The organism is Marinobacter sp. 1-4A (assembly GCF_016597725.1).
Classification (GTDB): domain Bacteria; phylum Pseudomonadota; class Gammaproteobacteria; order Pseudomonadales; family Oleiphilaceae; genus Marinobacter.
The window spans coordinates 315,054-332,907 of the sequence record NZ_VCGY01000005.1 but is presented as its reverse complement, the minus strand read 5'-3'; the positions used below and the strand labels follow the sequence as shown (position 1 = coordinate 332,907).

The following is a 17,854-nucleotide window of genomic DNA, read 5'->3' as shown; positions in this document are numbered from 1 at the left end:
CTGATACTTTTGGGGCTGGGCAGGCTGGCAGGGCTGTCCAAAAAACCGCTGTTAATACGTCCTTGTACGCTTGGCTCCGCCACCCATGGCTCCGCACATTTTTTGGACAGCCCTGCCAGCCTACCCGACCTGAACTGCACAGTTTGGATCAACCAAAAGAGGAGCTTGAGGTGAACGAAGGAACCGTTATACCAGCAACCCGGAAATGGGTCGAAGACGTTGTTATAGGCTATAACTTATGCCCATTTGCTAAACGCGAACTGGTCAAAGACCGCGTTCGGTTTGTTGTAACAGAGGCCAATAACGAAGACGAACTGCTTCAGGTCCTGCAAACCGAACTACTGCGCTTGGACGATGAACCGGAAATCGAAACCACCCTCCTGATTCACCCTCAGGTATTGCAGGACTTTCCGGATTACAACGAGTTTCTAGGCGCTGCGGACGGGTTGTTGACCTATCTGGATATGGAAGGCATCTACCAGATCGCCAGCTTCCACCCGGACTACCAGTTTGCCGACACGGCACCGGATGCTGCTGAGAACTACACCAACCGTTCCCCGTTCCCGATGCTCCACCTGTTGCGGGAAGCGAGTTTGGAAGCGGCGATCGACAACCACCCGGATGTGGATGGGATACCACCGCGAAACATTGAGCTGATGAATAAGCTTGGTGCAGAGAAAATGCGGGGTATTTTGGCTGGGTGCCTGAAGGCCTCAGAGAACACGGGGGAGTAGTCAAAGTGGCAAGACTGTTCGAGCAAATAGATAGCCAACCCTCCGAAATCGGCGAAATCACACTGCGGCGCCGGCGTATCCCAGCACTGGGCGAGCGAGACATCTACGAAGTAAAACTCGGCGAAGAGTTTCTCATGTCCAGCATGTTCGTAGACGCCGAAGTCGCACTCTCAGACCTCGGGCTGAATCAAACCGAAGGCGACAACCTCAGCGTAGTTGTTGGTGGTTTAGGACTAGGCTACACCGCCGTTGCCGCACTCAAACATCAACGAGTAGAAGAGCTACTGATCGTTGAATACCTCGAACCCGTGATCCGCTGGCACCAGCAAGAGTATGTTCCCCTCGGTAAAGACATCAACGCCGATGCCCGCAGCCGCTACGTTCACGGCAGCTTCTTTGACCTTGCCATAGCCGAACCCGAAACGGGAGGTTTTGACCCCCAAACACCCGGCAAAGAATTTGATGCCATTTTGCTTGATATAGACCACTCGCCACGCGCTCTACTGCACGACTCCAACGCCAGCTTCTACACCACCGAGAACATTAGCCGCATGGCACGGCAACTCAAACCCCGTGGTATCTTTGCCATGTGGTCCAATGAAGGTGAAGATTCCGTATTCATGGACGTGTTGCGGGAAGTCTTCACCGAAGTGGCTTGCCACGTGGTCAGCTTCTACAACCCGTTCCAGAACAGAGAGTCTTTCAACACCGTATACGTGGCCCGCAAACCGGGCTGAATCAGCCGGCGAATGTAAAGGAGAGCGGTATGGCAGTGATAACACACCGAACTCGCCCCTTCAGCTCAAACCAGCGCCTGCCGGAGCTAGACAGGCCACCGGTTTTGCACGAACCGGAGCAGGCGGGTGAGCTGCTGGCGGACTTTATTCACCGCTACCCCAAACTGATGATCCTTACCGGTGCGGGTGTGAGCACAGACTCCGGGATCCCCGACTATCGTGATGGCGAAGGCGCCTGGAAGCGCAAGCAACCGGTTCAACACCGCGAGTTCATGGACAACTATGAAACCCGTCAGCGGTACTGGGGCCGCAGCCTGATCGGCTGGCCTGTGATCCGCAATGCAAAGCCTAACTCCGCCCACTTTCATATCGCTGAATTGGAATTGCGCAACCATTCCAGTTTGGTGGTCACCCAGAATGTGGATCGCTTGCATCAGAAAGCCGGCACACAAGGTGTAAGTGATCTGCATGGCCGTGCAGATGAAGTGTTGTGCATGAGTTGTGGTTACAGGTGCCGTCGGGACGACGTTCACGAGCGTTGCGCGGATCTTAATCCGGCTTTTCAGAAATACAAAGCGGAGACGGCTCCGGATGGGGACGCGGATTTGAACGTGGATTTCTCTAGTTTCAAGCTTGCAGACTGTCCTCAATGCTCAGGAATACTGAAGCCGGACGTCGTGTTTTTCGGGGACTATGTACCCAAGCAAAGAGTCGATATAGCGCTGGATGCGCTCAAGGCGAGTGACGGCTTGCTGGTGATTGGTTCGTCATTGATGGTTTTCTCGGGTTTTCGCTTTTGCCGGTACGCCAAAGAACTCGGTAAGCCGATTGCGACGCTTAATTTGGGTAGAACACGTGCGGAAGATCTAGCGGATTTGAAACTGAATGCAAGAATCGGGGAGACCCTAAAGGCCTCCCTCGATCAGCTTCAGGCTTGCTTACGCCCCTACAAGGTTGTAAACAAACACTGTGCCCACAGCCACCGGTGTAATGAAACGCACGGTGACAAACCATAGATTGAACATGGGCTTCGAGAGCGCAAGCTCTTCCTCCATGGCCTTTCGGGACATAATCCAGCCAGCGAATACCGCAACCAGCAAGCCGCCCAAAGGCAACATGATGTTGGCGGTAAAGAAGTCCAGCAGGTCAAAGATGGTTTTGCCTTCAAGCATGCCTATCCATCCCAGTGGTGCAAAGCCTGACCACAGGTTCAGGGAAAGAATCGAAGCAATACCCAGAGCCCAGCATACAAAGCCTGCACCCAAGGTGCTGGTGATGCGGGTCATACCTTTTTGTTCTTCCAACCACTCAACAATGGGCTCCAGTAGGGAAATGCCGGAGGTCCAAGCTGCAAATATCAACAGTATGAAGAACAAGGTCCCGAACAGGCTGCCCATTGGCATTTGACCAAACGCCAAAGGCAGGGTCTGGAAGATGAGGCCTGGACCTGCGCCCGGCTCAAGACCGTTGGCGAAGACAATCGGGAAGATAGCTAAACCAGCCAGCAACGCCACGCCCGTGTCGATAACGCACACAGCAATAGATGTTTTGGCGATGGAAATGTTCTTTGGCAGGTAAGAGCCGTAGGCCATCATTACTGCCATGCCGAGGCTAAGGGTGAAGAATGCATGGCCAAGAGCTACCAGAACGCCAGCGGTAGTGAGTTTGGAGAAGTCCGGTTGAAACAGGAAAGAGACAGCCCGCCCGAACTCACCGGTAGTCATGGCATAGCCCACAACCGCGAGCAGCAAAAGAAATAGGGCTGGCATTAGTATACTCACAGCACGTTCAAGCCCGGCACGAACGCCCTTTGCCACCACAAGCATGACCAATGCCATAAACAGGGTGTGCCACATCAACAAGGTAGCTGGGTCTGCGAGCAGGTCAGAGAAAATTGCTCCAATGGCATCAGCAGACTGGCCGGTGAATTGCCCAGTGGCTGCGGTACCCACGTAAGAAACTGCCCAGCCACCAATGACCGAGTAAAACGACAGAATCAAGAAGCCAGCGATGACACCGATTGCGCCGACCAATCGCCAGGACGGGTTGAGATTCTGTTGCTTGGTAATCTGCCTAAGGCTATTAACCGGGCTTCTCCCGCCGCGGCGACCAATCAGCACTTCAGCCATCATGATGGGCAAGCCAATGGCGGCGATGCAAAGAAGATAAACCAACACAAAAGCGCCGCCGCCATTTTCGCCGGTGACGTAGGGGAATTTCCAGATATTACCTAAGCCAACGGCAGAGCCTGTGGCGGCAAGAATAAAAGCAAAACGTGAAGACCAAAGCCCTCGGTTTGCGTTAGAACCTTCCATTGCCCCTGCAATAGGCGCATTTGATTCCGACATGATTGTCTCCTGCTAGATACTTGTTTTTGTTTGGAAGCGCGGGGGCCTGAGTTACTCAAGGCCCCGCAAAGCAAATGTCTTTAATTACTCCGCACTGGCAAGCTGTTCGCGTGCAGCGTGAGCTACGCCTGTGCGTTTACGAAAGCGTTCTTCAGCGAGCGTATTGGCAACTGCGCCGGTTGGGATACCGCTGCCATCTGAGCGGGTAAAGATCTCCGCAAGAGTTTGACCAATGCCCTCGACGTGAGCGCGCACTTCTTCAGGAGAGCCCCCTGTACGCTCGTAGAACACATCGATGATGCCGCCGGCGTTGATCACGAAATCCGGTGCATAGAGTATGTCCCGGTCTTTCAGTGCCTGATCGTGATCCGGGCGCTGTAGGAGGTTATTTGCCGCACCTGCAATTACCGTCGCTTTCAGGCGGGGAATACTTTCGTCGTTCAGCACAGCACCCATAGCGCAAGGTGCGACTACGTCTACCGGTAGGAACAGAATGTCCTCGCCCGATGCCGCATGAGCGCCCAGCTCATCTACCGCCCGCTGCATGTTCTCCTGATGGATGTCGTACACCCAAAGTTCTGCGCCAGCTTCGCTCAGGTGCTGAGCCAAACGATAGCCCACGTTGCCTACGCCTTGAATGGCAACTTTCAAACCGGTGAGGTCCTCGCGGCCTAGCTTGTGCTTAACCGCCGCTTTGAGGCCAACAAACGTGCCATAAGCGGTTGTCGGGGAGGGGTCGCCATTGCTGGGGCGGCCATCAAAACCTGTGTGTTCAACAATTCCCGCAACGTGTTTGGTATGGCGCCCCATCACTTTTAAGTCTGGTACGCTGGTACCGGAATCTTCGGCGGCAATGTATTGGCCTCCGAGTCCTTCCAGGTGTTTCCCCATCGCTTCCAGCAAAGCCTCGCTTTTTTGCTTGCGCGGGTCGCCAATGATGACCGATTTGCCCCCGCCAAGATCAAGGTTGGCCAGTGCCGATTTGTAGGTCATACCCCGCGATAGGCGAAGCACATCGCGCAGGGCTTCTTCATCGCTGGCATACGGAAACATTCTGCAACCGCCGAGGGCTGGCCCGCGAGAGGTGTTGTGTATGGCAACAATGGCTTTAAGCCCAGTTTCTGGGTCGCAGAAAAACGACAGGTGTTCGTGGTTATCAAACTCGGGATGGCTGAATACAGACATGGGGATCACCTCGCTTCCTTGGCCCATGTGGGCGTTATCCTACGGAAATCAAAGGTGTTTATCTTAACAGACGGGAACAATTGTGCACTGCACAAGACGCCCTGAAGGCGAGCTGATATGGGCATTTTGAAATCCTCTCCAGTTGGCCGGGTCTCGGCGTCACTGGCAATGTTGTTTTTGTCGTCCGGCTTTTGGCCAGCGTTTTGATTTCAGGTGCTCGGGTTTTCCGAAGGGGGTAGCCCTAACGGGGCCGAGCTAGTCGTAAATTAATCGCTGTAACCTTAGAGGTCAATTGTAAAACCTGCCCGCCCCCTGTTATCGCTGTTTGAATATTAGTTGCATTTGCAAAACTTGTCGGTAGATCAATAACTCACGTATGTGGAAACTACTGATACGCGCGCCGGTAAAATTTCCTTAGTTTGCGTAGATGAAAAATGCGTCATATTCCTATCAGTTCCAGGCCGAAAAGGTTCGTTACGAACTTATTCGGATGCTCCCTATATCCCTGTTCGTGGTCGCATTCGGCGCTGCCTTTGGTCTTGCGGCTGTGCAGCAGGGGCTGGGGCCTCTCGAATCGTTGTTGATGAGCACTCTAGTATTTGCAGGTGCGTCGCAGTTTGCTGCAATTGATATGTGGGGAGCTGAAGTGTCTGTTATCCCCGTTATGGTCGTAGTGTTTGCTATCAACTCCCGTCACCTTCTGATGGGGGCCTCTTTGTACCCCATGCTAAAGGACGTTTCCCCCGCAAAACGGTATGGCGTTCTGTTACTTCTCACTGACGCCAATTGGGCGGTGTCTGCACAGGAATACCAAAGCGGTAGGCGTAACCTTGAAGTGATTCTTGGTGGGGGTCTTGTGCTGTGGCTGGCATGGATTGTTGGTACTTGGCTCGGGGTATATTTCGGTGGCTTGTTACAGAACCCCAAAAGCCTCGGGATGGACATGGTACTAGGCTGCTTTCTATTGGCGATGGCGCTAGGCGGTAAGAAAAACCCTCGTGTATTGGTTGCTTGGGCACTTGCTGCACTGGCTTCTTTGGCAGCTTGGAAGTGGCTGCCAGCAAATACCCATGTGGTTGCCGGAGCCCTTGCTGGCGGTGTGGTTGGCTTTTTCTGGCTTGAGAAAAAACCGGATGATGACCCTGCTGGGGAGGAGTCAGCATGACCATCGAAACCACATCAACGGGCATTTTGTTGCTGATACTGATCATGACGCTGGTAACCTTGGTAACTCGGTTCGGCGGCGTGTTTATCATGTCTTTCGTGCGCATAAGCCCTCGTATTGAGAGCTTCATCAACACCATGGCCAGTTCCGTACTGATCGCCATCATTGTGCCCATGGCTTTTGGGGGTGATGCGGGCGCACTTGCGGCTCTTTTGGTTACTGCGGTTGTTATGCTTGCGCTCAAAAAGCCGCTTCCAGCGATTGCCGCAGGCATTCTTGCCGCTGCTCTTGTTCGGTATATGTTTTAGGTGACTGAAAGGTAGTTTACGAAGCGATAGCTTGCATAGAAAGTGCTCAAGTTCACTTTGCCTCAGCCGATAGGCGGATAGGTAAACGCGGAACTTTGAGGTAAACCCACGCCATGATTGTATCCAGTCAGATCTCTTTTCTTCAGGGAAGCTCCCGTCAGGAAACGGCCTTCAATCAAAGCCAGCTTCGGATTAATCAGCAACCGCTATCCGGTAGCCGCTCCGAAGGTCAGTCTGGCGGTACTCAATTAAATATCTCCCGCGATGCGACCTATCGTTACGCTAGCCAAGAGCGGCTTGGGTACACCAGTTCCAGCACCGTCAGCGGTGGTGATCGTAACGGCGTGTTTACCAGCGCGGAGCTGGCAGAGAAAACCACAGAGCTGTTTTTTCGAGGGCAGCAGGCTATCAGCGTAGGCCGGGCAGCTCTGGGTGGAGAATCCGGCACTCAGGCAAAAGGCAGTATGTCGGTTGAGGCAAACCGTTACATGTTCTACTCGGAAAGTGAAACTCGGTCGTTTGCAGCTACCGGCAGTATTTCACTGGAGAACGGTGAGACGGTCGATTTCACTCTGTCTCTGCGCCAATCACAATCCAGAAACTATGAATACTCCGAAAGCTTGCGCATTGAAGAGCGCCCAATGACCGATCCTCTGGTTATCAATTTTGGTAGTGCTACTGCTCAGCTTACCGACGCCCTGTTTGAGTTTGATCTGGATGGGAATGGAGAAACCGGGCAGTTCGCCACTCTAGGCAGCGGTAGTGGGTATTTGGTTTTTGATCGTAACAACAACGGCAAGGTGGATGATGGCACCGAGTTGTTTGGCCCTCAGAGTGGTTCCGGCTTTGGCGAGTTGGCCAAATTTGATGACGATGGCAACCAATGGATCGATGCCAACGACGATGTGTTTTCATCTCTCTCAGTGTGGGTTCAGACAGCCGATGGCTCGCAAGCTTTAAAGACCCTTGAAGAAGTTGGGGTGCAGGCGTTATACGTTGGCAGTGCTGAAGATAAGTTTACGCTTACCAACAGCCAAGGCATTCCTCTGGGAGAGATCAAGGCTTCCGGTATTTACCTGACAACAGACGGTGAAGTTCGCACTCTCGAAGAAATCAATTTGTCGGAGCAAACTAAGGAACAAGCGCCTGCGACGACGCAGGTGATTAGAGGCAATGGCCCGGAAGGAACTCAAGAAGTGGGAGGCTTTGAAGGTGCCCGTATAGAGGCCATTCGTGGCGCGCTTGAAAAGCTCAATGAAATCCGGGAAAAGCAAAAGGCGTTTATTGAAGAAACCAAGGATCTTGGAAAGTCGGAATCGCCTCTGGATGAATATATGAGCATCATAGACCGGCTGCGGTTGGAACTGTTGAGCCGCCAGAGTGAGAAGGCGCAGGCGGCTAATCGGTATCAAGAGATTGCTAAGCCTTGATAGCCTCTTTACTTTTTTCGCTTGTGATTAAATGTGTTGGCGTTGCTCGGAAAGGTTATAGCTGGGTTTACCTTCTTCAATGCGGCGTATAGAGCTTTACGAGAAAAAGGGTAGTTCTGGCATATCTGTAGCCTTTCCCCACTTTTTAGGTGCACGTTTATGTTGGTCATGTAGCCGGAGCCAATGTTTAATTTGTGCTCGATGGCTTGAATATCTTGAGGGCTGACGCTGAAGCACCACTCCTCAGAGAAAGGATGGTGGCTATAGAACTCGGTTTCGGTTACATAAATTTCGAACTTGTCCTTTCTTTTCAATAGCATCACTAGAATTATGGCTAAGACCAACGCAACAGCAATCGCCCCCTTCTCAACCACGCCATAAATCTGTTGGAAGTCAGGTTGGTCTTTAGACAAGCTTTGAAAAATATAGAGAATAACGGGGATGGCCAATATGTTAAGCGTCACAGTCACGGCTTGCCGAGTTTGGGTCTTTTTGTAGTGAAATAGCATAGTCCCGCCTGTTTTGGGCTTAGAAGTAACAGTATAGAATAGTTTTAGTTATTGCCTTCAACTCCCGTTGTCTGTCGAAACGGAAGCACCGTTTTCGCGTCCTCGTAATAACCCATAACTTGCTCCGCCTCCTCGTGCGTGAAAGCTTCAATCGCATCGTGAAACCCCGGATGGGCAATGCCGTGCCACGAATGCGTAATCAAGGGTTCGAAGCCGCGGACCAATTTGTGCTCTCCTTGCGCGCCTGCGTCGAAGGTTTGAAGTCCCTGTTTGATGGCCAGTTCAATGCCTTGGTAATAGCAGGTTTCGAAGTGCAGATGGTTATATTCCTCAAGGCAGCCCCAATAGCGGCCATAGAGGGTGTTCCCTCCACTCAGGAATAGGGCCCCTGCAATCATTTCGCCGTTTTTTACAGCCATGACTATGTGCAGGTGCTCAGGCATTGTTTCTCGTATCTTTTCAAAGAATGATTGGCTTAGGTAAGGCCGTTGCCCGCGCTTGAGATAAGTAGCTTGGTAGAACACATAAAAAGCTGCAAGAACGTGATCGGGAATACCGGCGCCATCGAACCGGGCGAAGGTAATGCCTTGCTCAGCTACCTGACGGCGCTCTTTTCGTATGGACTTGCGCTTGCGGGAGGTGAGCTCACCCAGAAAGTCATCGAAGTGCTCGTAGCTGCGATTATGCCAGTGGAACTGGCAGCCGATTCTGTGGAGTTGTCCCTCATGCTGAAGTAGTTTTTGATCCTTCGCGTTGGGAAACAAAAGGTGCCAGGAGTGAGCGCCGATTCGGGTTATAAGCGTGTTGAGAAGATTATGGATGGCTTGGGAATCCAGTGTATCTCGTAGTTTTGGATCGAGTAGTAGTCTTGGCCCCTGCGAGGGCGTAAAAGGTACCGCTATCAGGAGCTTTGGGTAGTAGTCCATGCCATAGCGGCGGTAGGCATCAGCCCATGCCCAATCAAACACATACTCGCCCATAGAATGGGATTTGAGATACGCAGGCGCGATCCCGGCAATCTCACCGTCCAAGCGGAATAACAGGTGGCAGGGCTTCCAGCCGGTTTCCTCGATGGTGCAGCGCGTGGTTTCCAGCGCTTCGAGAAAGTCGTATCGCAGAAAGGGGTTATCGGTGCCTGCCAACCGCTCCCACACCTTCTGGGGAATGGTGGAAAGAGAGTGGCAGGCCTCTAGTGTTATGTTTCTTACTGCGGATTCTGACATGATTCGGGCGCGCTCCTTAATCGCTCCCGATACCTTACGTCAAAACCCGCGTTGTGATCACTCTTGTGGCTGTGCACAGCGCTTTTTCATCTTTTTCTCCCAGCCACTCATGCGCTTTTCATGTTGTTGGCGTCGTTCCTCATGCATCTCGTTCCAGATTCCGCGCTGCTCGTCGTTCAGTTTCAGGCGTTCGGCCATGGCTTCGTGGCGTTTAGCCATTTCCGCTTGGCGTTCTTCCATATTAAATTTGCCTTTGCCTTCGCGCAGGTTGTCGCACATTTCGGACATATTGCGCTGGCCGTCATGGTGCTTTGACGATGAGCCATACGAGTTGCCGGCCATCAAAGCCGGGCTGGCTGCAAACAAGGCGGTAGCCAGAAGGCTTGCGGTAATAATGGATGTTTTACGTTTGCTCATGATAATTCCTCTCGCCGTTATGTAATTGCTTGGCGGTTTCGCCAGAAGCATGATTCACCTCTATAGTACTGCGTGCTTGGTCAACGAGCGTCAATGCTATGTAAAGGTTCTGCAAAGGAGCCGGGGCCTGCGGATGCGGGTCTTTGGGGCCGTGTTAGACTTTGAGTAGTACAGTAATCACACATCGAAAACTAACGTGAGTAGAAACGAGCGATGCAGAACAGGGTCCTGCTGGTAGAAGATGACGACGAACTACGAGAGTTGCTCGCGCGCTATTTAACGGGCCAAGGTTTCATCGTGCGTGAGGCTGCCAACGGCAGAGATGGATTAGCGCTGGCACTAGGTCAGCACTGCGACATTGTTGTTCTGGATATTATGCTGCCGGATATTAGCGGCCTTGAAGTGTTGCGCGAACTGCGTGCTGAAACCCACTTGCCGGTTGTATTGCTGACTGCCCGGGGTGATGAAACCGACCGCATTGTGGGGTTTGAAGTGGGGGCGGATGATTACATCCCCAAGCCCTGTAATCCCCGTGAACTGGTGGCTCGGCTTCAAGCCATTCTGCGCCGGGTTGCCTGGGACCAGAAAACCGAGATAAAAACAGCCCGACATCACGGAGATCTGCGCGTTGAGCCGGATCATCGTCGCATCTATCAGAACGATGAGCCATTGGAACTGACCGCCACTGAGTACGAAATTCTGCAAGTATTGCTGGCTCACGCTGGCAGTGTGGTACGCAAAACAGATTTGATGCAATGGGCGTTGGGGCGGCGCCTAGAAGCATTTGACCGCACCTTGGACATGCACATCAGCAACCTACGCAAGAAATTGGGCAACGATGACCCTCCCAGAATTGAGACAGTACGTGGCCTTGGGTACAGCTACCGGGTGCCAACATGAAGCGTCGGTTGATCATTCCCCTGTTCTGGCGAATTTTCCTGCTTATCTGGCTGGCCATGGCGGTTACTGTGGTTGTTAGCAATATTGCCTCAGGTGTCATGCTCGACCGGGAGCGCGCAGCAATCGAGCGCCAGCTTGAGCTGAGGGATCTTGGGTTTGAAGTGTCTGCTATCCGCGAAAGCCGCGGCCGCAAAGATGCTCATAGATTTCTCAAAGCACAAGGGGATGAGCTGGGCTTACATCTGATGATGATCAGCGCGGACGATGACAACCGCTTGCCCTCGGCAATTCGCTCGCGCATTAAATCTGGTTGGTACCGGCAAAAGCCCGCTATTGTGGATGTGGGCGAGGGTTACCGCTTGGTTGCATGGCCGAAAATGCACGGTGAGGGTTGGTTGGAACCTCGAGTATTTCGGTTTATAGAAATGGGGTTGGCGTTTGTGTTAATTACCCTAGCTTGCTGGCTGATTGCTCGCTTTGTGTCGCGGCCCGTGAGGCATATGGAAAGTACGGCGCAGGCTATCGCTGGGGGTAAAACCGAGCTGCGAGTCAATGAGCGCATAGCCAGCCGTCGGGATGAGGTGGGACAGTTAGCCACCGCATTCAATGCGATGACAGAACAGCTTTGTACCCTGCTGGATCGCCAGAAACACCTGCTGCGGGATATATCCCACGATTTACGAACCCCTTTGGCGCGCCAGCGAGTTGCTATCGAACTTGCCAGCGAAGGCGGCATAGAAGAAGACCTGATGGCCAGTATTCTGCGCCAGAATGAGCGTCTCGACACCATGACCGGTCAGATACTGACCCTATACCGGGTGACTGAGCAGGGCAGTGATATTGCCCGTGAGCCATTGCGGCCGGTGGATCTTTTGAACCAGGTTTTGCAAGATGCTGCAGACTACGCCGAACACCAGAGGGTGGACTGCAAGCTTGACTCAATGCCTGAAAGCACCGGTGTTTCCGTGCTGGGCGACGCAGGCCTTCTCCAGCGGGCATTCGATAATATTCTCCAGAACGCCCTTGATTACACTCCGCCGGGCAAAGTGGTTCACATTTCCTTGGCACTTTCAGCGGGCTGGGTAAGCCTTACGATTGAGGATGAGGGGCCGGGTGTTGCGGATGACATTCTGGAACATCTTTTTGAGCCTTTCTTCCGGGCAGACAAATCCCGGGGTGGCCAAGGTTGGGGCTTGGGGTTGGCAATTGCCAAAGATATTATTCTGGCCCATGACGGTGAGATTGCTGCCCACAACAGCGAGCATGGCGGTTTGCAGATTGTGGCCCGGTTGCCGATATTCGCCGCCAACTAATGCAAGCACGGGGGCGACCTTATGAAAAAAGATTATCCAGTTCCTGCCAGCTACCTTGAACGGGAAACTGAGGTGAAAAAAAGCCGATTTATTGCCCGGATTGCACCTGTGGGCTCCCGGGATGAGGTAAAAGGCTGGTTGGAGAAGGCGCATCAGGACCACCCCGACGCCCGCCATATCTGCTGGGCATACCAAATCGGGCGCCCCGGCTCGGCAGCAGAGGCGGGCATGAATGATGACGGCGAGCCTTCCGGCACTGCAGGCAAGCCGATTCTGAATGTCATTCAGCACAAAGATATGGGTGATGTTCTGGTGATGGTAATCCGCTACTTCGGTGGTATTAAACTCGGCGCTGGAGGGCTTGTTCGAGCCTATGCTGGTGCAGCTGAGAGTGTGCTGTCAGAGGTAGGGAGGATTGTTCATAAACCGGTGAATGCAGCAAATATAACCATGGGGTTTGCAGATGAGCAGCCTCTGCGGCACTGGTGCGATGTGCATGCGGCCGAGCTGGAATCCATCAGTTATGGCAGTTCGGTAAGGGCTCGGGTTCTCGTTCCAGAGGATCAGGTGCAAACCTTCACGGCTTTTTGTGACGCCCATAAGCTGAATTACAGTTTCGAAACATGACAGAGCAAACACTCATCGCTGCGCTGCCTTGTGCGTATACTTGAACTCAAGACGCACGGAAATTAAGGAGTAGGTAATGGTTCGTTTTCTGATGGTGGCACTGGTCGCTGTGGCCATGGCAGGGTGTGCCAGTAATGTGGTGACGGACTACAACTCAACGGTGGTTTTCGGAGACTACACAACTTGGGCCTTTGCGACTGGTGCTGGCAATTCCACGTTTGTTTCGTTGGATGGCAACCGTGTACAGAATGCGGTTGAACGTGAACTCGCCCGCAAAGCAATGAGTAAGGTAGAAGAGTCTGAGGCCGACCTTCTGGTGAGCTGGCAGATTGTGGAGCAGGAGCGCCTCGAGCGTTCTGGTGTTGGTCTTGGTATGGGCTTTGGTACCGGGAACTTCGGCTGGGGACTATCTGCACCGCCGCCAGTGAGGGAGGTTACAGAAGGTAAGCTTGTGGTTGAGTTGGTGGAAGCGAGCTCTGAAAAAGTGGTTTGGCGGGCGGCCAGCCGTCGTTACCTGACCGAAAACCAGTCGCCGAAAAGCCGCAGCAAGTTGGTTGATGAGGTGGTCGCAGAGATGTTCAGCAAGTATCCTCCCGAACTAGACTGAAAAAGCGATAGGGTTTTGTAAGCTGTTCAATATTCGGAGGATACATGGCAAAACGATCCGCAGGTGGGTTGGTATTTTCAACCGAACAAGGGCGTATGTGCCCGGAATGTCGCAACCCTGTTTCAGACTGTACCTGCCGTCAAGCGCCGCGCCCGGAGGGAGATGGCATAGTGCGTGTGAGCCGCGAAACCAAGGGGCGCAAAGGTAAGGGCGTTACTCTGGTTACTGGTATTCCCATGGATGAAAAAGAGCTTAAAGCCTACGCTAAGGTTCTAAAAGCCAAGTGCGGCACTGGTGGCACCGTGAAAGATGGCGTGGTGGAAATTCAGGGGGATCAGCGAGATCTGCTCGTGCCGCTTCTGGAGCAGAATGGCTGGGTTGTGAAGCGCGCCGGTGGCTGATGGTATAAGTCACAAGTTGGCCTGCCTCACGCTACAATCGCGATAGGTGAATAAGCATCTCTTTTACTAAGTATTGGCCAGAGCCCTACCGTAAACCTGACTTATTGTCAGTTGGGTAGGCGCTCTTTGAACGGAGGCAGGCATGCACATAGTGGTTTTGGGCGCGGGAGTTGTTGGTGTAACCACCGCCTGGTTTTTGCAGAAGCAGGGGCATCAGGTAACGGTAGTAGACCGACAGAGCCAATCAGGCCTGGAAACCAGCTATGCAAATGGAGGCCAGATTTCTGTTTCTCATGCCGAACCCTGGGCTAACCCATCCGCGCCATTAAAAATTCTGAATTGGCTATTTCGAGCGGACGCACCTTTACTGTTTCGTCCGAAAATGGACCTTGCCCAATGGCGTTGGGCCTTATCTTTTCTAACCCAGTGCACGTCAGCAAAAGCCGCCCATAATATCCGCCAGATGGTCAACCTTGGCACGTACAGCCGTAGCCAGTTACAGGATTTGCGTCAGGAAACCGGGCTTGAGTACGATCAAGTTACCAAGGGTATTCTGCACTTTTATACCAACCCCGACGAGTTTAACGCAGCGCTTGAGCCCACCCGCATCATGTGTGATCTCGGGTGCGACCGTCAGGTCATCGATGCAAACAAAGCTGTAGAGATTGAGCCTGGCCTCAAACCTATCCAGCACAAGATAGCAGGCGCAACCTACACCTCTGAAGATGAATCCGGCGATGCCCGCAAGTTCACTCAAGCATTGGCCGAACTCTGCCAAAAGGCTGGCGTGGAGTTTTGCTATCGCACGGACATTCTTGGGTTCGAGCACTCTGGTGAGCGTATTCTTGGCGTGCAGGTATTGAAAGACGGGCAACATCAAACCTTGAGGGCCGACGCCTATGTGCTCAGCCTTGGTAGCTTTAGTGCTGTGCTCGCCCGAAAACTTGGGCTGCATTTAAACATTTACCCCGCCAAAGGCTACTCCATTACAGTACCGGTGAAGAATAAAGAGGCAGCGTTTACTGTGAGCCTCACGGATGACGAATATAAACTGGTGTACTCCCGGCTAGGTGATCGCATCCGAGTGGCTGGCACCGCAGAGCTTAATGGTTACACGCGTACCCTGAATTACACCCGCTGCCAAGCCATTGTGCGCAGAACCGCAGACATAATGCCGGATGCCGGCTATTGGGATCGGGCCGAGTTCTGGACGGGGCTGCGCCCGGCCACACCTTCTAATGTTCCCTATGTGGGCAAAAGCCACTTTGCCAACCTGTATTTGAACACCGGGCACGGTACGCTGGGATGGACCCATTCCTGTGGCTCGGCCGCTGCATTGGCAGATATCGTTGGCGGCCGAAAGCCCGAGGTGGATTTTACCTTCTCCGGGCTTTAACGTTTTTTCCGAACGTATAGAACCTTGTTAACCCTGGCGACCAGTTTGCCCTTTTCATCGACAATATCCACATCCCACTCAGGCAACGTTTTATCGCCGTTTGCGGTGGCGTTGCGAATCTCATCCAGCCGCTCTTGTGTTAGCTCAAAGTGTGCCGTTACGCGGCCTTTACCTGGGCGGATAAAGTCGATACAGGCTGATTTGTCCCACACTATGTAGTCGTTCCCCAGATTGTTCATCAGCAACAGCATGTACATAGGGTCAACCATACTGTAGAGCGAACCGCCAAAGTGCGTGCCCACGTAGTTGGTGTTGTACCAGTGCAAGTTCATCTCTACCGAAGCTGTGCGATAGTCGTCTGCAATGTGAGTCACTTTAACCCCGGCGCCTGCATAAGGGCCGTATACGTTCATTATTTTGCGTATACCGTTAGGGCTGGAAATCCAGTTGCGAAGTTTCGACATCATGATGGTTGGGCTCTTTTGCAGCATTAAATTGAGAAAGATTGGAAGCGGGGGAGTATACGATGAAAAATAAAGATGGTCCGCTTGGGGTGATAAGTAGACTGGATTGATGAAGTCTAAATAATTATAATTCGCATCATTGTTTTCTAAATTAGCGTAAACGCACCGTAAGCCCTCAATTAGCTCCTCGCAGCTCAGCGTTCAGTTCCGCTATCTCCATTCAGACCTTCTAAGGAAATACCATGTCCGAAGAAATCAATGCTGCAAGTAGCTTCGCCGCATTCGCCCGATTGTTACGTTATGCGCGCGGCTACCGTCGCCAGATCGTTGCAGCGACTACCTGTTCTATCGTTAACAAATTGTTTGATATCGCACCGGAAATACTCATTGGTATTGCGTTAGATGTTGTCGTCAATCAGGAAGACAGTTTCGTGGCTTCACTGGGAATTACGGAGTCGCTGAATCAGATTCTGGTGTTGGGGGTGCTGACATTTTTCATTTGGGCAGGTGAGTCTCTGTTCGAATATTTGTATCAGATTCTTTGGCGTAATTTGGCCCAGCGGCTGCAATCCGATCTGCGTCAAGATGCCTATGAGCATGTCCAAAAATTGGACATGGGCTTTTTCGAGTCTCGTAGTTCCGGCCAATTGGTGGCCACGATGAATGATGATGTTAACCAGCTTGAGCGTTTCTTGGACGGCGGTGCCAACGCCATGATTCAAGTGCTTGTGACAGTGATCGCCGTAGGGGCGGTATTTTTTGTATTGTCGCCACTCATTGCTGTGCTGGCGTTTATGCCGATCCCGCTAATTATCTGGGGGGCTTTCTACTTTCAGCGCAAAGCTGGGCCACTCTATGCCGATGTGCGAGAGAAGGTCGGCGATCTGTCCAGTCGCCTATCCAATAACCTCGGCGGTATCGCCACCATCAAGAGCTTTACAGCAGAGCAGCGCGAAGCGGAACGCCTCAAGGCCAGCAGCAGTGCCTATGTGGATGCCAATCGCCGGGCCATCCGCATCAGCTCGGCATTTATCCCCATTATTCGCATGGCGATTTTGTCGGGTTTTTTGGCGACGTTTACGGTCGGCGGCATGTTGGCGCTAAAAGGCGATCTGAATGTGGGTGCTTATGGCGTGTTGGTGTTTATGACTCAGCGATTGCTATGGCCGTTGACTGGTATGGCTGAGGTGATCAACCTGTTTGAGCGCGCCATGGCGAGCACTCGACGCATTCTAGATTTGCTTTCTGAGCCACTTCACATCAAAGACCAAAGCACCAAAGCCCTCCAGCAGCCAGTGAGTGGAGCAGTGACATTTAGTGATGTCAGCTTTCACTATCCCGCCAGTAACGCCGGGATAGATCAGATTTCACTAACCGTCCCGGCCGGTAATACGCTAGCGCTGGTTGGCGCTACCGGTTCGGGAAAATCCACTTTAATTAAGCTGCTGTTGCGGTTTTACGAGATTGAGAGCGGCGACATCCGCATTGATGGCCAGTCTATCCGGGCGGTAAGCTTACAGTCTCTTCGCGAGTCCATTGGTCTGGTTAGCCAAGATGTCTACCTATTTGAAGGCAGTATCCGCGAGAATTTGGTCTACGGGCGCCCTGACGCGACAGACGCCGAAATCATAGAAGCTGCGCGCACAGCAGAAGCTTGGGCGTTTATCGAGGCGTTACCGGAGGGGTTGAACACACCCGTGGGTGAGCGGGGTGTGCGACTCTCAGGCGGACAAAGACAGCGGCTATCTCTAGCTCGCGCACTTCTGAAAGACTCGCCTATTTTGGTGCTTGATGAGGCCACCAGTGCGGTGGATAACGAAACGGAAGCTGCTATTCAGCGCTCGCTACGGCGAATTGGGCACAACCGCACGGTTATTATGATCGCCCACCGGCTATCTACCATTGTTGATGCAGATTCAATTGCTGTTATAGCCAAGGGTAAGGTGGTTGAGGTGGGCTCACACAAAGAGCTACTGGAACAGGGCGGGGCTTACGCCGCGCAATGGCGGGTCCAAACGGGTCAAGCCTGAAGCTTCCCAAGGTGACCAATGTTGGTGTTGCTCCTGACCGCATGAGAGCGGTCAGGAGCA

At 52.8% G+C, this 17,854-nt stretch carries 19 protein-coding genes; 13 read left to right on the top strand and 6 right to left on the bottom strand.

Going from position 1 to position 17,854, the window contains the following annotated elements:
- The first annotated feature begins 170 nt into the window (after window positions 1–170).
- From FE845_RS13150 to FE845_RS13140, 3 genes are read left to right on the top strand one after another with little or no spacing between them, the layout of a single operon-like run.
- Window positions 171–734 (top strand): DUF1415 domain-containing protein, encoded by a 564-nt coding sequence (locus tag FE845_RS13150; RefSeq protein WP_200365353.1) that lies wholly within the window; start codon window positions 171–173, stop codon window positions 732–734.
- A 5-nt stretch (window positions 735–739) separates the two neighbouring features.
- On the top strand, window positions 740–1,471 hold the full coding sequence (locus FE845_RS13145; protein WP_200365351.1) for a spermidine synthase: 732 nt from the start codon (window positions 740–742) through the stop codon (window positions 1,469–1,471).
- A 29-nt stretch (window positions 1,472–1,500) separates the two neighbouring features.
- Entirely contained in the window at window positions 1,501–2,487 is a 987-nt protein-coding gene (locus tag FE845_RS13140) for an NAD-dependent protein deacetylase (RefSeq protein WP_200365349.1), read from the top strand.
- On the opposite strand, the gene FE845_RS13135 is transcribed toward FE845_RS13140, so the two are convergent.
- Both FE845_RS13135 and FE845_RS13130 read right to left on the bottom strand, forming a co-directional pair.
- Complete coding sequence (locus FE845_RS13135; protein ID WP_200365346.1) at window positions 2,410–3,819, bottom strand: sodium-dependent transporter; 1,410 nt, start codon at window positions 3,817–3,819, stop codon at window positions 2,410–2,412. The two genes, FE845_RS13140 and FE845_RS13135, sit on opposite strands and share 78 nt — an antisense overlap.
- Window positions 3,820–3,903: 84 nt before the next feature.
- Window positions 3,904–5,004 carry a Leu/Phe/Val dehydrogenase gene (locus FE845_RS13130; RefSeq protein WP_200365467.1) on the bottom strand — a complete coding sequence of 367 codons (1,101 nt, stop codon included), beginning with the start codon at window positions 5,002–5,004 and terminating at the stop codon, window positions 3,904–3,906.
- 427 nt (window positions 5,005–5,431) lie between these two features.
- Here FE845_RS13130 and FE845_RS13125 point away from each other — a divergent pair, with 427 nt between their 5' ends.
- From FE845_RS13125 to FE845_RS13115, 3 genes are all read left to right on the top strand, one after another.
- Window positions 5,432–6,169 carry an AzlC family ABC transporter permease gene (locus FE845_RS13125; protein WP_200365344.1) on the top strand — a complete coding sequence of 246 codons (738 nt, stop codon included), beginning with the start codon at window positions 5,432–5,434 and terminating at the stop codon, window positions 6,167–6,169.
- On the top strand, window positions 6,166–6,477 hold the full coding sequence (locus FE845_RS13120) for an AzlD family protein (RefSeq protein WP_200365342.1): 312 nt from the start codon (window positions 6,166–6,168) through the stop codon (window positions 6,475–6,477). The genes FE845_RS13125 and FE845_RS13120 overlap by 4 nt, the downstream gene beginning before the upstream one ends.
- Before the next feature lie 113 nt (window positions 6,478–6,590).
- Window positions 6,591–7,907: a hypothetical protein gene (locus FE845_RS13115; RefSeq protein ID WP_200365340.1), complete on the top strand. Its 1,317-nt coding sequence runs from the start codon at window positions 6,591–6,593 to the stop codon at window positions 7,905–7,907.
- 8 nt (window positions 7,908–7,915) lie between these two features.
- Here the strand turns inward: FE845_RS13115 and FE845_RS13110 are convergent, their stop codons facing one another.
- From FE845_RS13110 to FE845_RS13100, 3 genes are read right to left on the bottom strand one after another with little or no spacing between them, the layout of a single operon-like run.
- A complete protein-coding gene (locus tag FE845_RS13110) occupies window positions 7,916–8,416 on the bottom strand; it encodes a hypothetical protein (protein ID WP_200365337.1) in 501 nt (166 codons plus the stop codon).
- Between the two features lie 44 nt (window positions 8,417–8,460).
- Complete coding sequence (locus FE845_RS13105) at window positions 8,461–9,639, bottom strand: GNAT family N-acetyltransferase (protein WP_200365335.1); 1,179 nt, start codon at window positions 9,637–9,639, stop codon at window positions 8,461–8,463.
- A gap of 57 nt (window positions 9,640–9,696) precedes the next feature.
- Complete coding sequence (locus tag FE845_RS13100) at window positions 9,697–10,056, bottom strand: hypothetical protein (RefSeq protein ID WP_200365333.1); 360 nt, start codon at window positions 10,054–10,056, stop codon at window positions 9,697–9,699.
- Between the two features lie 213 nt (window positions 10,057–10,269).
- On the opposite strand from FE845_RS13100, the gene FE845_RS13095 reads away from it, so the two are divergent.
- The 6 genes from FE845_RS13095 to FE845_RS13070 all read left to right on the top strand — a co-directional run bounded on the left by FE845_RS13095 (window position 10,270) and on the right by FE845_RS13070 (window position 15,300).
- A complete protein-coding gene (locus FE845_RS13095) occupies window positions 10,270–10,956 on the top strand; it encodes a response regulator transcription factor (protein ID WP_200365331.1) in 687 nt (228 codons plus the stop codon).
- On the top strand, window positions 10,953–12,269 hold the full coding sequence (locus FE845_RS13090) for a sensor histidine kinase (protein ID WP_200365329.1): 1,317 nt from the start codon (window positions 10,953–10,955) through the stop codon (window positions 12,267–12,269). The genes FE845_RS13095 and FE845_RS13090 overlap by 4 nt, the downstream gene beginning before the upstream one ends.
- Window positions 12,270–12,290: 21 nt before the next feature.
- Window positions 12,291–12,896 carry a YigZ family protein gene (locus FE845_RS13085; RefSeq protein WP_200365327.1) on the top strand — a complete coding sequence of 202 codons (606 nt, stop codon included), beginning with the start codon at window positions 12,291–12,293 and terminating at the stop codon, window positions 12,894–12,896.
- Window positions 12,897–12,972: 76 nt separating this feature from the next.
- A complete protein-coding gene (locus FE845_RS13080; protein WP_200365325.1) occupies window positions 12,973–13,503 on the top strand; it encodes a DUF4136 domain-containing protein in 531 nt (176 codons plus the stop codon).
- Between the two features lie 44 nt (window positions 13,504–13,547).
- Window positions 13,548–13,904 (top strand): translation initiation factor Sui1, encoded by a 357-nt coding sequence (locus FE845_RS13075; protein WP_200365322.1) that lies wholly within the window; start codon window positions 13,548–13,550, stop codon window positions 13,902–13,904.
- A gap of 142 nt (window positions 13,905–14,046) precedes the next feature.
- Window positions 14,047–15,300: a D-amino acid dehydrogenase gene (locus FE845_RS13070; RefSeq protein WP_200365320.1), complete on the top strand. Its 1,254-nt coding sequence runs from the start codon at window positions 14,047–14,049 to the stop codon at window positions 15,298–15,300.
- Here the strand turns inward: FE845_RS13070 and FE845_RS13065 are convergent.
- Window positions 15,297–15,767, bottom strand: coding sequence for a DUF4442 domain-containing protein (locus FE845_RS13065; protein WP_200365318.1), 471 nt, complete (start codon window positions 15,765–15,767; stop codon window positions 15,297–15,299). The genes FE845_RS13070 and FE845_RS13065 overlap by 4 nt on opposite strands.
- 239 nt (window positions 15,768–16,006) lie before the next feature.
- Here FE845_RS13065 and FE845_RS13060 point away from each other — a divergent pair, with 239 nt between their 5' ends.
- Window positions 16,007–17,794, top strand: coding sequence for an ABC transporter ATP-binding protein (locus FE845_RS13060; protein WP_200365316.1), 1,788 nt, complete (start codon window positions 16,007–16,009; stop codon window positions 17,792–17,794).
- Window positions 17,795–17,854: the final 60 nt, after the last annotated feature.

Excerpts from the sequence above, each read along its gene's own strand:
- FE845_RS13070 (WP_200365320.1), top strand. The coding sequence starts at position 14,047 with ATGCACATAGTGGTTTTGGGCGCGGGAGTTGTTGGTGTAACCACCGCC.
- FE845_RS13120 (WP_200365342.1), top strand. The coding sequence starts at position 6,166 with ATGACCATCGAAACCACATCAACGGGCATTTTGTTGCTGATACTGATC.
- FE845_RS13110 (WP_200365337.1), bottom strand. The coding sequence starts at position 8,416 with ATGCTATTTCACTACAAAAAGACCCAAACTCGGCAAGCCGTGACTGTG.
- FE845_RS13065 (WP_200365318.1), bottom strand. The coding sequence starts at position 15,767 with ATGATGTCGAAACTTCGCAACTGGATTTCCAGCCCTAACGGTATACGC.
- FE845_RS13100 (WP_200365333.1), bottom strand. The coding sequence starts at position 10,056 with ATGAGCAAACGTAAAACATCCATTATTACCGCAAGCCTTCTGGCTACC.
- FE845_RS13140 (WP_200365349.1), top strand. The coding sequence starts at position 1,501 with ATGGCAGTGATAACACACCGAACTCGCCCCTTCAGCTCAAACCAGCGC.
- FE845_RS13115 (WP_200365340.1), top strand. The coding sequence starts at position 6,591 with ATGATTGTATCCAGTCAGATCTCTTTTCTTCAGGGAAGCTCCCGTCAG.
- FE845_RS13085 (WP_200365327.1), top strand. The coding sequence starts at position 12,291 with ATGAAAAAAGATTATCCAGTTCCTGCCAGCTACCTTGAACGGGAAACT.
- FE845_RS13105 (WP_200365335.1), bottom strand. The coding sequence starts at position 9,639 with ATGTCAGAATCCGCAGTAAGAAACATAACACTAGAGGCCTGCCACTCT.
- FE845_RS13095 (WP_200365331.1), top strand. The coding sequence starts at position 10,270 with ATGCAGAACAGGGTCCTGCTGGTAGAAGATGACGACGAACTACGAGAG.
- FE845_RS13080 (WP_200365325.1), top strand. The coding sequence starts at position 12,973 with ATGGTTCGTTTTCTGATGGTGGCACTGGTCGCTGTGGCCATGGCAGGG.
- FE845_RS13135 (WP_200365346.1), bottom strand. The coding sequence starts at position 3,819 with ATGTCGGAATCAAATGCGCCTATTGCAGGGGCAATGGAAGGTTCTAAC.
- FE845_RS13060 (WP_200365316.1), top strand. The coding sequence starts at position 16,007 with ATGTCCGAAGAAATCAATGCTGCAAGTAGCTTCGCCGCATTCGCCCGA.
- FE845_RS13125 (WP_200365344.1), top strand. The coding sequence starts at position 5,432 with ATGAAAAATGCGTCATATTCCTATCAGTTCCAGGCCGAAAAGGTTCGT.
- FE845_RS13090 (WP_200365329.1), top strand. The coding sequence starts at position 10,953 with ATGAAGCGTCGGTTGATCATTCCCCTGTTCTGGCGAATTTTCCTGCTT.
- FE845_RS13075 (WP_200365322.1), top strand. The coding sequence starts at position 13,548 with ATGGCAAAACGATCCGCAGGTGGGTTGGTATTTTCAACCGAACAAGGG.
- FE845_RS13130 (WP_200365467.1), bottom strand. The coding sequence starts at position 5,004 with ATGTCTGTATTCAGCCATCCCGAGTTTGATAACCACGAACACCTGTCG.